Below are 13,498 nucleotides of genomic sequence, written 5' to 3'. Positions count from 1 at the left end.
TTCTGGGTGTCGGGGTCGATGAGGACGGGCACTTCGCCCGGCCCGCCGCTGCTGGCGCGCCCGCGGCGGCGGCGGCGCCCACCGCCCCTCCTGCTTCCAATGCCCTGCGGCCCCGCCGGCATCTGCTGGCCGGCGACCTGAGCTTCGACCCCGACCCCGAGCTGCCCGCCGTGGCCATTCAGGCACCGGCCCTCTTCGATGAGCCCACGGAGGAAGTGGGCGCGGGCGAAGCCAACGCCATCTCGGCCCCGGAAGACGACCTTGTGCCCGATGCGCCGGCCCCGGCCACGGCCGCGGCAGAACCCGCCGAAGCCCCGGCCATGCCCTCCAGCGCCCCCCGGATGCCGCAACTGGAAGGGCTGAACTTCCGCATGATTCACTATGCCCGGCAGGCGGCGCAACTGGTGCACCACCACCAGGATTTCGGGGTGATATACGCGCCCAGCTGGCCTGCCTGGCTGGCCGCGCTCGAAATCCGGAACAGCTCGCGCCAGCCGCTGGTGCTGTACCTGACCAGCCTCGCCGCCGACTTCGCCGGCCCCGCCGAGCGCGGCTGGCTGCCCGAGCTGGAGCGCATGACCCTGCGCCGCGCCACGCTGGTGCTGGTGCCCGACGCGGCCGTGCAGCGCCGCCTGCGCACCGTGTACGGCGAGGCCACGGGCGAAATCCGCATCGTGGCCGCCGATGATGAGGCGGCGGTGCAGCGGGCGTTGGGCGAAGTGGCGCTTTGAGGGTGCGTTGGGCCCGGCGGTGGAGCGGTTAGGCAAAAAATGGCTTCCTTTGTCTGATTAAGCCATTTTCCAACCCTTCTGAAGCACCGTTCTCATGCAGCCCGAACACGAATTTGAAGCCGTTTTGGAAGCCTCCGGCGATACCGGCGGGGTGTATGTGGTGGTGCCTTTTTCGGTGAAGGAGGTGTATGGCACCAAGGGCCGGGTGCCCGTGCAGGCCACCTTCGACGGCTACCCTTACCAGGGCAGCATCGTGCCCATGGGCGACGGCTACCACGCGCTGCTCATCCTCAAGCAAATCCGCAAAGCCATCGACAAAACGGTGGGCGACACGGTGCGCGTGACCATGAGCCGCGACACCGCCGAGCGCAAGCTGGAAGCCCCCGCCGACCTGGCCGCCCTGCTGGCCGACGCGCCCAAGGCCGCCGCCTATTTCAACAAGCTCGCCTACACCCACCAGCGCGAGTACGTGCGCTGGCTGGACGGCGCCAAGCGCCCCGAAACCCGCACCCGCCGCCTGGCCGAGGTAGTGGAAATGCTGGGCCAGGGCCGCAAGCGCGGCTAGCGGCGCTATTCGCTGTCGTTAAAACGGTCATGTCGAGCGCAGCCGAGACATCTCGCGTGCTGAAGTAATTAGTTACTACCACACGCGAGAGGTTTCGGCTGCGCTCGACATGACGTTCCAAGTCATTTGTCAACTCCAACTACTGGTTTCCCACCAACCACCCTCATGAAAAAGCATTACCTGCCCCTGCTGGCCCTGCTGCTGCCGCTGCTGGCCAACGCCCAAACCGCCAGCATCGACCGCGTGAACCCCACCAACTGGTGGGTGGGCATGAAAAACTCCAGCGTGCAGCTGCTGGTGCACGGGCCGGGCGCGGGCACGCTGACTTATACCATCAGCTACCCCGGAGTGAAGCTGGTGAAGGCCAGCACGGTGGAGAACCCCAATTACGCGTTTCTGGACCTCACTATTGCTCCCACGGCCAAGCCCGGCAAGGTGCAGCTGGTGGGCAAAAAAGGCAGCCAGACCGTGACGCAGACCTGGGAATTAAAAGCCCGCGACAATTCGCCCAAAGCCCAGGGCGTGACGGCCGCCGACTTCATCTACGTGGCCATGGTGGACCGCTTCGCCAACGGCGACCCCGGCAACGACAAGTTTGCCGACATGCGCGACCCGAGCGTGGACCGCGCCAACCCCTTCCTGCGCCACGGCGGCGATTTGGCCGGCGTAGCCCAGCACTTCCCCTACCTCAAAGAGCTGGGCGCGACGGCCGTGTGGCTGACGCCCGTGACGGAAAACGACCAGCCCCTCACCAACGAAGCCGGCACCATGCGCGCCTCCTACCACGGCTTCGGCTTTACGGACCAGTACCGGATTGACCGGCGCTTCGGCGGCAACGCGGGCTACAAAAGCTACGTGCAGCAGGCCCACGCCGCCGGCCTGAAAGTGGTGCAGGACGCCGTGTACAACCACGTGGGCAACACCCACTGGATTTTGCAGGACCTGCCCATGAAAAGCTGGCTGCACCAGTGGTCCGCCTACACCAACACCAGCTACAAGTACCAGCCCATCACCGACCCGCACGCGGCCCAAAGCGACCGCAAGGTCACGCTCGACGGCTGGTTTGTGCCCTTCCTGCCCGACCTCAATCAGCAGAACCCCTACGTGGCCAACTACCTGATTGAAAACGCCATCTGGAACGTGGAAAACTTCGGTATCGATGCCTACCGCATCGACACTTACCTGTATAACAACCAGCCGTTTATGAATCGCTGCAACGCGGCGCTGCTGGCCGAGTACCCGCGCCTGCACATTTTCGGCGAGTCGGCGGTGAGCAACGTGGTGGACCAGGCCTACTACACCCGCAACAAGATTGATTTTCCCTTCAAGTCGAACCAGCCCGGCGGGCTCGATTTCGTGCTCGAAGGCGCCATGCTGGCCGCCCTGAAGGAAGTGGGCACGCCCGCCGCCACGGGCTTCGACGGCGGCCCGCACCGCTTCTACCAGAGCCTGGCCCAGGACGTGGTGTACCAGGACCCCACCAAGCTCGTTACCTTCCTCGACAACTTCGACCACGACCGGTACCTGTCCGTCATCGGCGACGATTTTGACCGCTACAAGATGGGCCTGACCTGGCTGCTCACCACCCGCGGCATCCCGAGCATGTACTACGGCACCGAAATCCTGATGAAGAATTTCAAAGACCCTACCGATGCCGTGGTGCGCAAGGATTTCCCCGGCGGCTGGCCCGGCGATAAGGAGGATAAATTCACCGCCGCCGGCCGCTCGGCCAAGGAAAACGAGGCCTTCGACTTCGTAAAAAAGCTGGCTACCTACCGCCGCGACAGCAAGGTGCTGCACGAGGGCAAGCTGATGCAGTACCTGCCCGAAAACGGCCTCTACGTGTACTTCCGCTACGATGCCACCGGCACGGTGCTGGTGGCCTCCAACACCACCGACAAGCCCGCCAGCCTCCCCACCGCCCGCTTCTCGGAGCGCATGGCCGGCTTCACGAAGGCACGCAACGTGCTGACGGGCGAAAGCCTGAGCAGCCTGGCCACCTTGCAGCTGCCCGCCAAAACCGCCGTGGTGCTGGAGCTGGGGAAGTAGCCGGCCAGCCGCAACCTTACCCCCGCGCTAGCACCAGCGCCACCCGGCTGGGCAGGTACATGCTGAGCTGATGCTCATAGGTTTCGTACTCGAACGCCTCGTCGGGCCGGTCGAAGCCGCCGAAACGGCCGTTATCGGACGACAGCACCACGCGGTACTTGCCCTCCTCCGGCACCCAGAAGCGGTAGTCGGTCAGGCTGTGCTCCACGTGCAGGTTCACGATGAACACCAGGCCGCCGCGCTCGAAGGCCAGCACCTTGTTTTCTTCGTCTTCCTTCAGCAGCGTGGCCGGGCCGGCGGCCAGCAGGTGGCGGGCTTTGGCCAGGTGAATCAGGGCCTTGTCGAACTCGCCCATCTGGTAGAATTTCAGGTCGGGGTTGTCGCCCAGGCTCCACTGGCGGCGGGCAAAGTGGTAGCTCCAGCCGTTGCCCTCGCGGGGAAAATCGACCCACTCGGGGTGGCCGAACTCGTTGCCGATGAAGTTGAGGTAGCCCTCGCCGCCAGCCGCCAGCGTGAGCAGCCGGATGATTTTGTGCAGGGCCAGCGCCCGGGCCGCGCCGGGGTCGCCGTCCAGGTTGTGCATGTGGGCATAAATGGCCGCATCGAACAGCCAATGGGCCAGGGTTTTGTCGCCCACCAGGGCCTGGTCGTGGCTTTCGGCGTAGGCAATGGTTTTCTCGCCGGCCCGGCGGTTGGTGAGCGTCCACCACAGCTCGCCCAGCGGCCAGTGCTCGTCGGGCGTGTGCTTGAGCAGCTTAATCCAGTAGTCGGGAATGCCCATGGCCAGGCGGTAGTCGAAGCCCACGCCGCCTTCTTTGATGGGGCGGCACAGGCCGGGCAGGCCGCTCATGTCCTCGGCCACCAGCAGGCTGCCTTTTTTGAACTCGTGGGCCAGGGTGGTGGCCAGCTGCAGGTACAGGATGGCGTCCTCATCGGCGCTGGGGCCGAAGTAGTTGTCGTAGCCCACAAAGGCCACGCCCTCGCCGTGGTGGTGGTAGAGCATGCTGGTCACGCCATCGAAGCGGAAACCGTCGAAGTGGAATTCCTCAAGCCAGTAGCGCACGTTGCTGAGCAGAAACTGCTGCACCTCGGGCCGGCCGTAGTCGAACAGCTTGCTGTCCCAGCCGGGGTGGTTGCCGCGCTCGCCCTTGTGGAAATACTGGTTGCCGGAGCCGTCGAAATCGGCCAGGCCCTCGGCCTCGTTTTTCACGGCGTGCGAATGCACGATGTCGAGCAGCACCGCAATGCCGCGCCGGTGGGCTTCGTTGATGAGCAGCTTGAGGTCTTCGGGCGTGCCGAAGCGCGAGCTGGCCGCAAACAGGTTGGCCACGTGGTAGCCGAAGGAGCCGTAGTACGGGTGCTCCTGCACGGCCATCAGCTGGATGGTGTTGTAGCCGTCGGCCTCGATGCGGGGCAGGATGTTGTCGGCAAACTCGCGGTAGGTGCCCACGCGGCCCTCCTCGGTGGCCATGCCCACGTGGGCTTCGTAGATGAGCGGCTCCTTCACGGCCGTGGCGGGCCGGAACTTCTGGTCGGTCCAGCGGAACGGCGTTTCGGGCCGCCAGATTTGGCCGGCGAAGTCCTTGGTCTGCTCGTCCTGCACGGCCCGGCGCAGGGTGGCCGGCAGGCGGTCTTTGCCCTGGCCATTGGCCGCTACGTGCACCTTGAAGCGGCTGCCGTGCGCGAGGCGCTGGTCGTACTCGGCATCGGGCAAAAAAGCCTCCCACACGCCATATTCCAGCTTGTGCAGCGGGTTGGCGCCCCGGTCCCAGCCGTTGAAATCGCCAATCAGCGACAGATAATCGGCATTGGGGGCCCACTCGCGGTACACCCAGCCGCCCCGGCCGGCATCGTGGTTGAGGCCCAGCTGCTGGTGGGCGGTGGCGTAGTGCAGCAGCGAGCCGTGGTACTGCTCAATCTCGGCCAGCCGGGCCTGCAGGCGGGCCTGGCGCTGGCGCAGCACGGGCTCGTAGGGCGCCAGCCAGGCATCGTTTTTCACGAGGGCCAGCGGGGCGGGCTTGCGGGTTTTGACGGTGGTGGACGGGGTGGATTTTGACGAAGCCATGGGTGCGAAAGGTTTGGGCCAAATGTAGTGCGCTGGAACTGCCGGCCCAGCTCCCTGAGCGGCTCGGCGGCTATTTCTTTCAGCTTAACGGCAATTTGCGTCGGGCGGTAGCAATCCCATCAATCATAGCGTTAATTTGCCCGCTATGAAACAACGCTTACTCGCTATTCCGCTGGCATTACTATTGGCTTGCTCGGCCGAGCGGCCCGTTACTTCCACTTCGCGGGCCTTTGAGGGGTCGTTGGGCACGCCCATCCCCAAGGCCGCTGCGCCGCGCCTGGCCAACTACGCCATGGTGGTTTCGGCGCACCCCGAAGCGTCTAAGATAGGAACCCTGATTTTGCAGCGCGGCGGCAATGCCTACGATGCGGCCGTGGCCGTGCAGTTTGCCCTGGCCGTGGCCCTGCCGGCGGCCGGCAACATCGGCGGGGGCGGCTTTCTGCTCTACCGCGACCGCAACGGCTCGGCCGGCTCGCTCGATTTCCGCGAAACGGCTCCAGCCGGGGCCTCGCGCGATATGTACCTGGACAAGCAGGGCAACGTGGTGCCCGGCCTGAGCACCGCCGGCGCGCTGGCCGTGGGCACGCCCGGCACCGTGGCCGGCATGGCGGCCCTGCACAAGCAGCTGGGCAAGCTCTCGTGGCCCGCGCTGGTGCAGCCGGCCGTGGCCCTGGCGGCCAAGGGCTTCCCGCTCACGGCCAAGGAAGCCGATGGCCTCAACAAGGCCCGCGCCGATTTCCAGAAGTATAACCCCGGCAGCAAGCCGGCCTACCTGCGCCCCGGCGGCGGCGACTGGCAGCCCGGCGACACCCTGCGCCTGCCCGAGCTGGCCCGCACCCTGGCCCGCGTGCGCGACCAGGGCCGCGCCGGCTTCTACAAAGGCGAAACCGCCCGCCTGCTGCTGGCCGAGATGAAGCGCAGCGGCGGCCTCGTGAGCCAGGCCGACCTCGACAGCTACAAGGCCAAATGGCGCGAGCCGCTGCGGGGCCGCTACCGCGACTACGACGTGATTACGATGCCGCCGCCCAGCTCCGGCGGCGTGGCCCTGCTCCAGATGCTGCAAATGCTGGAGCCCGTGGACCTGGCCCAGGCCGGCTACCACACGCCCCTGTCCGTGCACTACATCACCGAAGCCGAGCGCCTCGCCTACGCCGACCGCGCCACCTACCTCGGCGACCCCGACTTCGGCTTCGTGCCCACTCAGAAGCTGCTCGACGTGGACTACAACCGCCAGCGCGCCGGCACCATGCGCTCCAAAGGCCGGGCCACGGCCAGCGCCACGCTGGCCTCGGGCGCCAACCTGCCGGGCTACGAAAGCACCGAAACCACGCACTACAGCATCATCGACGCCTTTGGCAACGCGGTGAGCTGCACCACCACCCTCAACGGCGGCTACGGCAGCAAGGTGGTGGTGCCCGGCGCGGGCTTTCTGCTGAACAATGAGATGGATGACTTCAGCGCCAAAGCCGGGGTGCCCAACTCCTACGGCCTCACGGGCGGCGTGGCCAACGCCATTGCGCCCGGCAAGCGCATGCTCAGCAGCATGACGCCCACCATCCTTACCCGCAACGGCAAAGTGGCCCTCGTGACGGGCACGCCCGGCGGCAGCACCATCATTACCAGCGTGCTGCAGAGCATCCTCGGCATCGTCGACTACGGCCTGAATGCTCAGCAGGTGGTGACGGCGCCGCGCCTGCACCACCAGTGGCTGCCCGATGAGCTGTATGTGGAAGCCGGCGCGCTACTGCCCGCCGCCCAGGACACGCTCCGCGCCCGGGGCTACCACCCCACCCCGCAGCTGCCCTGGGGCCGGCTCGACATCATTCACGTGCTGCCCGATGGCAAGCTCGAAGGCGGCGCCGACCCGCGCGGCGACGATACGGCGCTCGGGTATTGATGAACCCCAGCTGTGGAATAGCCGCATAGCGGCGGCAGGTTTGTAGCAATGCCACAGTTCCAAATAAAAAAAGCCGCGTAGCGGTGACAGAAACACATCCTGTCACCGCTACGCGGCTTTTTTATCTGATTTCTTCTACAAACCCGTCGCCGCGCTGCGGCTGTGTTGGTTTGGCTGGAATATAAAAAAACGTCATGCCTCGATTACGCTCGGCATGACGTTTTTTTTGCTCTGTCAATTGAGCAATGCGCTGCTTAGTGTTGCGCGGGCACCGTGCGGGCGATGGCGCGCAGGTTGCCGGCGGCGGTGATGAGCTTCTGGCTCAGCTCGCGGGCTTTGTCGCCTTCGCCGCTGAAGTTGTGGGTGCTGAGGGCGGCTTTGGCCGTCAGCTCGCCGAGGTTCTGGAAGGCCACGGCCATGCCGGCCGCGTTGTTGCCGTTGATGTGGCCGCGCAGGGTTTCCAGCTCCGCTACGATGGGGCGGGTGGTGGGCTGGTCGATGCTGCGCAGGTGCTGAATCCAGTTTTCGAGGTGGTCCTGGCCCTTGCCGGGGTCCACGTTGAAGCCGGCATTAACGGTATCGAACAGCAGGCGAATGCTGGATTCTGCTTCAGAAAAAAAGCTCATGTAGCGAAAAGTGAAGTGGGGATATGAAACGGTCGGGGCCGGGCGCACGCGGCAGTCGCGCGGTTCGGCGGCCAAAGATAACCGGCGGGGCGGCTAGTTTTCGGGTCCGGGGTGCAATTCCTGTACGTCGGGGTGGCTGTAGTTGACCACGATAACCGAAAACGGGTGCGGCTCGCCCTCGCGCTTCTCGATGCGGATGGTGCCGGCATCGCGCAGCTTGTTGAGCAGGTCGCGGCGCTCGTAGTCGGGCAGCTCGGGCAGCTCATCGGTGAGCAGGCGCATAAACGGCCCCAGCCATAGCTCGGTCACGCGGCGCTGCTGCTTGGCTTCCAGCTTCTGAAACTCGCCCAGCATGAAGGCCAGCGTGCGGCGCTCGGTGTCGGTGGCCAGCCGGCGCACGGGGGCAAAATCGGGCACTTCCTCGGCCGGGCGGGCAACGGGCCGGGCCGCTGGTACCACGGGCCGCGACGCGCCGGCCGTGGACACGGGCGCTGCTTTGGGCGAAGAATCAGCCTCCGGCGTGGCGGCGCGGGCGGCCAGCGCGGCGGCCGAAGGCACCCCGGCCGTGCCCTGCTCGCGCAAGCGGCGGCTTTCCTCGATGGTGCGCTGGCGGTCGGCCCGGCGCTTTTCCAGCTCGGCTACTTTGCTGGCTGCCAGCAGGCTGCGGGCATCCAGAAACTGCGCGGCCCCGATGTTCTGCAGCAGGTCGCCGGACACCGACTCGCGGAAGCCCGCCACCAGCACCTGCCGGGCCTGGCGGCGCAGGTGCTGCAGCACGGGAATGTAGTCCCGGTCGCCGGCCACGAGCACGAAGGTGCCGATTTCGGGCCGGGTGTACATCACCTCCAGCGCATCGATGCAGAGCTGCATGTCGGCGGCGTTTTTGTGGTCGGTGCCCAGCACGTTGCGGGTGCTCACGCCCATCAGGTAGAGGGCGCCCTGGGGGGCGGTGGCCAGGCGCTCGAAGTCGGCGTAGGCGTAGCTGATGAGGCTGTCGAGGCTCTTCTTACCCAGCTCTTCGCGCAGGCTCCGCACGATATCGAGCACGATGTCGTTGAGGTCGGGCGGGTCGTGGAAGTGGTTCTTCAGGAAGTAGTAAATGTTTTCAAAGTCGATGAAAACGGCAGCGTACGGAGAATCAGCTGGTTTGGGCAACATGGGGCATAATGCGTTGTCGTGTCATGGAAAATCAGCCCTGAGGATAGACCAGAACAGCTTGCAATACGTGCCTTGCGGACAAACGGCCGGGCCCCGCCCCGGAAAGACAGGAGGGCCCATCGACTTCGGCCGTAACTTGCCGGCTCGTGTTTTACTTGAATTGATGAAGGTACGAAACCTTGCTTCTGCGCCGACGGTGGCCACCTGGCTGGCGCTGACTTTATGCCTCTTTTCGCCGGCAGCCCGCGCCCAGCGCGCCGGGGATACTCAGCCGACGAATGACCCATTTGGCCGGCGCGTGGTGCCGGCGCGGGCGGTGCCGGGCGGGCGGTATAAGTCGCATGCATTCAGCAATGGAATGCTCACTGTCAAAGCCACTGATGGTAGCACCGTCCGCGTGTGGCCCTGGGACCGAAATGTGGTCAGGGTGGAATATTCTGTTCCTGGCCAGAGTCCTTATACTTATTCGAATACGGAACAGGCCGTGGAGGTGATGCAATGGCCTAACACAGAGGTATTGCAGGGCACCTATCTAAGAGAAGACTTGGATGACGACGAAGCACGCAACCGGTTCTTTGCAAAATTGGTGCAGGCCAGGCATCAGGAACTCATATTGCCATTGCCTGGCTCCCTTACCGCGATAGTGCACAAGAACCCGTTACGGGTGAGCATCGTGCAGGGCGCTGATACGGTCGTGACTGAAGCAGCGGGGACCTTCCGCCGCGAAGCTGTCGCGCCCACCCCGGCCACCCGCCCCGAGCCCGGCGGCGTGGGCGTGCGCTTCCGCCTCGCGCCGGGCGAGCGGCTATACGGCACCGGCTCGCGCGCGCTGCCCGTGGACCGGCGCGGCTACCGCCTGGAGCTGTACAACCAGGCGCACTACGGCTCCCAGAACCACGAGCCCAACCTGAACATTGCCCTGCCCACGGTGCTCAGCAGCCGGGGCTACATGCTGTTTTTCGACAACCACGCGCCGGGCTACCTCGACCTGGGCAAGACCGATGCGAACGTGCTGGAATACGGCGGCGAGGGGCTCACGTCCCTCTCCTACTTCGTGATAACGGGCCGCGACCAGGCCGAAATCCTGGACCGCTACACGCGCCTGACGGGCCGGCAGCCGCTGCCGCCGCGCTGGGCGCTGGGCCTGATTCAGAGCCGCTTCGGCTATAAGTCCGATGTGGAGATGCAGAACGTGGCCAGCCGCATGCGCCGCGAAGGCTTCCCGCTCGATGCGCTGGTGCTGGACCTGTACTGGTTTGGCGGCACCAAACGGCAGGGCGACCTGAGTTGGGACAAGGCCAATTTTCCCGACCCGGCCGGCATGATGAGCCGCCTGAACCAGCAGGGCGTGAAGACCATCCTGATTTCGGAGCCCTATGTGATGCGCACCTCGCGCAACGACTCGACGGTGCGGACGCAGGGGCTGGTGGGCACCACGGCGGCGGGCCGGCCGTTCACGGTTTCGTCGTTTTGGGCGGGGCCGGCCAGCATTCTGGATGTGTTCAAGCCCCAGGCCCGCACCTGGCTGTGGAACTACTACCGCACCCTGCACGACCAGGGCGCGGCCGGCTGGTGGAGCGACCTCGGCGAGCCCGAAAACCACCCCGAGGCCATGCAGCACGCAGCCGGCCCGGCCCGCGCCGTGCACAACGCCTACGGCCAAACCTGGGCCGGCATTTTCACCGAAGGCTACACCCGCGACCTGCCCGAGGAGCGGGTGTTCAACCTGGCGCGCTCGGGCTGGGCGGGCATGCAGCGCAATTCCGTCTTTCCGTGGTCGGGCGACATCAACCGCTCGTGGAGCGGCTACCGCGCCCAGGTGCCCGTGATGGTGGGCATGGGCCAGGGCGGCGTGGGCTACATGCACTCCGATGCCGGCGGCTTCTGCGTGGGCGGCATCGACCCGGAGCTGTACACCCGCTGGCTGCAGATGGCCAGCCTCTGCCCCATCCTGCGCCCCCACGGCGAAGGCGTACCGCCGGAGCCCTATTATTATCCGGAGCCTTACAAGAGCAGCGTGCGCGAGGCGGTGCAGCTGCGGTATCGGCTGCTGCCGTATCTGTACACGCTGGCCTGGCAGAACTCGACGACGGGCGCACCGCTGGCGCGGAGCATGGAATATGACGCTTCGCTTCATGAAGAATTGAGCTCGAGCAGCAATTCCTCATTCTTAATTCCTCATTCTTCATTAAGCGAAGCGTCCAACAACCAATACCTGCTCGGCCCCAGCCTGCTGGTGGCGCCCGTGCTCAACCCCAGCCAGCGGCGGCGCAACGTGGTGCTGCCCGGCGGCAACTGGATTGACTTCTACACCAACCAGACCTACGCGGGCAACCAAACGGCGGGCGTGCCCGCGCCATTGGCCCATACGCCGCTGCTGGTGCGGGCCGGCGCTTTCCTGCCGATGACGGCCTACCGGCCCAGCACGGCCCTCTACCGCCCCGATACCTTGCTGCTGCGCTACTACCCCGACCCCAGCGCCCCGGAATCGGAGTTCACGCTGTACGACGACGACGGGCACTCGGCCAAGGCGCTGGCACGGCGCCAGTACGAAACCCTCACGGCGCGGGGCTTCTGCACGCCCGCGCAGACGGATGTGATACTGAGCAGCAACGGCGAGTATCCGGGGCAGCCGGCGTTTCGGTTTCTGCGGCTGCTGGTGCAGCGGGTGGCCGCGCCGCCCACGGCCATTTACTTCGATGAAAAGCCGGTGCCGGCCGAAGGGTTTTCCTACGACCCCATCAAGCACGAGCTGGAAGTGCATTTCCTGATGAATGCCGGCGTATCGGTGCGCTTGAGCGGCCTGAAAATCCTGACGACGGCCGCCCCCGACGCTGCCCCCGAAACGCTGACGCTGGAAGTGCCCGACAGCCGCAGCTTCGGGCCGGGCGGCACCACCCTGCGCTACACCCGCCACCCGGCCGGGCCCGCCGAGGCAGCGCTGCGCATTCGCAACGCCCGGGGCGGCGTGGTGCGAACCTTGCCCCTCGATGGGTCTATCGGAACCCACGCCCTGCCCTGGGACGCCCGCGATGCCGCTGGCCAGCCGGTGCCGCCCGGCGTGTACACCGCCGAAGCGGCCGGCCAGCACCAGCGCCTGATTGTGACACGGTAGCCGTTCTTTGCAGCACATGCTTTAGCTTGTGCATCGCGCAGCAACAACCTCCGACACCGCACACGCGAAAGCGTGTGCTACCAGCTTTTATGCAGCCTTTCGAAACCGCCCGCCTGCACTTCCGCCCGTTTATTGAAGCCGACGCGGCCGGCATGCTGGCGCTCGACTCCGACCCGGCGGTGCACCGCTACCTCGGCGGCATTGGCGGGAATATGGCCACCAGCCTGGCGCAAAGCGCGGCTACCGTGGCCTTCATTCAGGCCCAGTACGCCGCCAACGGCATCGGCCGCTGGGCCGTGCTGCTGCGCGAAACCGGCGAGTTTATGGGCTGGGCCGGGCTGAAGCTGGTGGCCGGGCCCATAAACGGGCAAGTTGATTTCCACGACCTCGGCTACCGGTTCCGGCCACAGTTCTGGCGGCAGGGCTACGGCTACGAAGCCGCCCAGGCCTGGCTCGACTACGGCTTTCAAACCCTGAAGCTGCCCCGCATCTGTGCCTATGCCGACGCGGAAAATATAGGCTCGCGCCGGATTCTGGAGAAAATTGGCCTGCAGCCGGGCAACGTGTTTGAGGAAGGCGGCACGCGCTGCGTGTGGTATGAATCACCTAACCCGCAAGCAGTTACCGCGCTGTAGCTATTCCCAGCTCAGCGGCCGGGGCCGGGCGGCCATGCCCTGCACCAGCAGCACCCAGCCCACGGCGGCGCTCCAGCCGGCCAGCACATCGGAGGGATTGTGCACGCCCAGGTACACCCGCGCCCAGCCCACGGCCAGCGAAAACAGCGGCGCCAGCCCCCACACCAGCCGGTGCGCCCGGTAGCGCCACGCCAGAAACCCCAGCGCCGTGGCCAGGGCCGCCGTGTCCATGGCGTGCCCGCTGGGAAAGCTGAACGTGTGCTCGGGCCGAATGCTGGCCCACAGGGCCGGCCGCGGCCGGGCCACCAGAAACTTCAGCACCTGCGTGAGCAGCATGGAGCCCCCCACCGATAGGGCAAACACCCAGGCCTCGCGCCACTGCCGCCGCACCAGCAGCCACGCCGTCACGGCCACGCCGGTTCCCACCATGGGCCAGGTATTGCCGGTAATGGTCAGGAAGATGGCCAGCTTATCCAGCGCGGGCGTGGCGTGGCGGTGCCAGTAGGTGAGCAGCGGCGCATCCCAGGGCAGGCCGCCGGCCTGCACCACGGCCGCCGCCAGCCAGCTGGTGGTGGCCCAGGCTGCCCCCGTGGCCAACGTCTGCGTCAGGTGCGTGGGCACGAGTTGGCGCAGGCGCTGGCGTAAAGTGGGCATGGG

At 66.0% G+C, this 13,498-nt stretch carries 10 protein-coding genes; 6 read left to right on the top strand and 4 right to left on the bottom strand.

The window, feature by feature from the left end; all coding sequences use genetic code 11:
• The 3 genes from ACYVHT_RS19190 to ACYVHT_RS19180 form a co-directional block, all read left to right on the top strand.
• Positions 1-731 (top strand): glycosyltransferase family 4 protein (locus ACYVHT_RS19190; protein WP_460555801.1); only part of this gene is annotated, 731 nt, incomplete at its 5' end.
• Positions 732-825: 94 nt separating this feature from the next.
• Complete coding sequence (locus ACYVHT_RS19185; RefSeq protein ID WP_460555798.1) at positions 826-1,296, top strand: YdeI/OmpD-associated family protein; 471 nt, start codon at positions 826-828, stop codon at positions 1,294-1,296.
• A gap of 165 nt (positions 1,297-1,461) precedes the next feature.
• A complete protein-coding gene (locus tag ACYVHT_RS19180) occupies positions 1,462-3,345 on the top strand; it encodes an alpha-amylase family glycosyl hydrolase (RefSeq protein ID WP_460555795.1) in 1,884 nt (627 codons plus the stop codon).
• A gap of 16 nt (positions 3,346-3,361) precedes the next feature.
• Here ACYVHT_RS19180 and ACYVHT_RS19175 read toward each other — a convergent pair whose 3' ends face one another.
• A complete protein-coding gene (locus tag ACYVHT_RS19175; protein ID WP_460555792.1) occupies positions 3,362-5,410 on the bottom strand; it encodes a 1,4-alpha-glucan-branching protein in 2,049 nt (682 codons plus the stop codon).
• A gap of 145 nt (positions 5,411-5,555) precedes the next feature.
• Here ACYVHT_RS19175 and ggt point away from each other — a divergent pair, with 145 nt between their 5' ends.
• Positions 5,556-7,307 (top strand): gamma-glutamyltransferase, encoded by a 1,752-nt coding sequence (gene ggt, locus ACYVHT_RS19170; protein ID WP_460555789.1) that lies wholly within the window; start codon positions 5,556-5,558, stop codon positions 7,305-7,307.
• 254 nt (positions 7,308-7,561) lie between these two features.
• On the opposite strand, the gene ACYVHT_RS19165 is transcribed toward ggt, so the two are convergent.
• Together ACYVHT_RS19165 and ACYVHT_RS19160 are read right to left on the bottom strand one after the other, a co-directional pair.
• Positions 7,562-7,933: a hypothetical protein gene (locus tag ACYVHT_RS19165; protein WP_460555786.1), complete on the bottom strand. Its 372-nt coding sequence runs from the start codon at positions 7,931-7,933 to the stop codon at positions 7,562-7,564.
• Between the two features lie 93 nt (positions 7,934-8,026).
• Positions 8,027-9,091 carry an NYN domain-containing protein gene (locus ACYVHT_RS19160; RefSeq protein WP_460555783.1) on the bottom strand — a complete coding sequence of 355 codons (1,065 nt, stop codon included), beginning with the start codon at positions 9,089-9,091 and terminating at the stop codon, positions 8,027-8,029.
• Here ACYVHT_RS19160 and ACYVHT_RS19155 point away from each other — a divergent pair.
• Together ACYVHT_RS19155 and ACYVHT_RS19150 are read left to right on the top strand one after the other, a co-directional pair.
• Positions 9,033-12,206 (top strand): TIM-barrel domain-containing protein, encoded by a 3,174-nt coding sequence (locus ACYVHT_RS19155; RefSeq protein WP_460555780.1) that lies wholly within the window; start codon positions 9,033-9,035, stop codon positions 12,204-12,206. The genes ACYVHT_RS19160 and ACYVHT_RS19155 overlap by 59 nt on opposite strands.
• Before the next feature lie 89 nt (positions 12,207-12,295).
• Positions 12,296-12,841 carry a GNAT family N-acetyltransferase gene (locus tag ACYVHT_RS19150; RefSeq protein ID WP_460555777.1) on the top strand — a complete coding sequence of 182 codons (546 nt, stop codon included), beginning with the start codon at positions 12,296-12,298 and terminating at the stop codon, positions 12,839-12,841.
• Here the strand turns inward: ACYVHT_RS19150 and ACYVHT_RS19145 are convergent, their stop codons facing one another.
• Positions 12,842-13,495 (bottom strand): phosphatase PAP2 family protein, encoded by a 654-nt coding sequence (locus ACYVHT_RS19145; RefSeq protein ID WP_460555774.1) that lies wholly within the window; start codon positions 13,493-13,495, stop codon positions 12,842-12,844.
• Positions 13,496-13,498 lie beyond the last annotated feature (3 nt).

The sequence above is a fragment of the Hymenobacter daeguensis genome (assembly GCF_054780555.1).
The sequence above is the reverse complement of the archived record's forward strand: the minus strand, read 5'-3'. Positions and strand labels throughout refer to the sequence as shown.

Coding starts and splice junctions, on each gene's coding strand:
- ACYVHT_RS19180 (WP_460555795.1), top strand. CDS start 1,462: ATGAAAAAGCATTACCTGCCCCTGCTGGCCCTGCTGCTGCCGCTGCTG.
- ACYVHT_RS19155 (WP_460555780.1), top strand. CDS start 9,033: ATGTTTTCAAAGTCGATGAAAACGGCAGCGTACGGAGAATCAGCTGGT.
- ACYVHT_RS19145 (WP_460555774.1), bottom strand. CDS start 13,495: ATGCCCACTTTACGCCAGCGCCTGCGCCAACTCGTGCCCACGCACCTG.
- ACYVHT_RS19165 (WP_460555786.1), bottom strand. CDS start 7,933: ATGAGCTTTTTTTCTGAAGCAGAATCCAGCATTCGCCTGCTGTTCGAT.
- ACYVHT_RS19185 (WP_460555798.1), top strand. CDS start 826: ATGCAGCCCGAACACGAATTTGAAGCCGTTTTGGAAGCCTCCGGCGAT.
- ACYVHT_RS19150 (WP_460555777.1), top strand. CDS start 12,296: ATGCAGCCTTTCGAAACCGCCCGCCTGCACTTCCGCCCGTTTATTGAA.
- ACYVHT_RS19160 (WP_460555783.1), bottom strand. CDS start 9,091: ATGTTGCCCAAACCAGCTGATTCTCCGTACGCTGCCGTTTTCATCGAC.
- ggt (WP_460555789.1), top strand. CDS start 5,556: ATGAAACAACGCTTACTCGCTATTCCGCTGGCATTACTATTGGCTTGC.
- ACYVHT_RS19175 (WP_460555792.1), bottom strand. CDS start 5,410: ATGGCTTCGTCAAAATCCACCCCGTCCACCACCGTCAAAACCCGCAAG.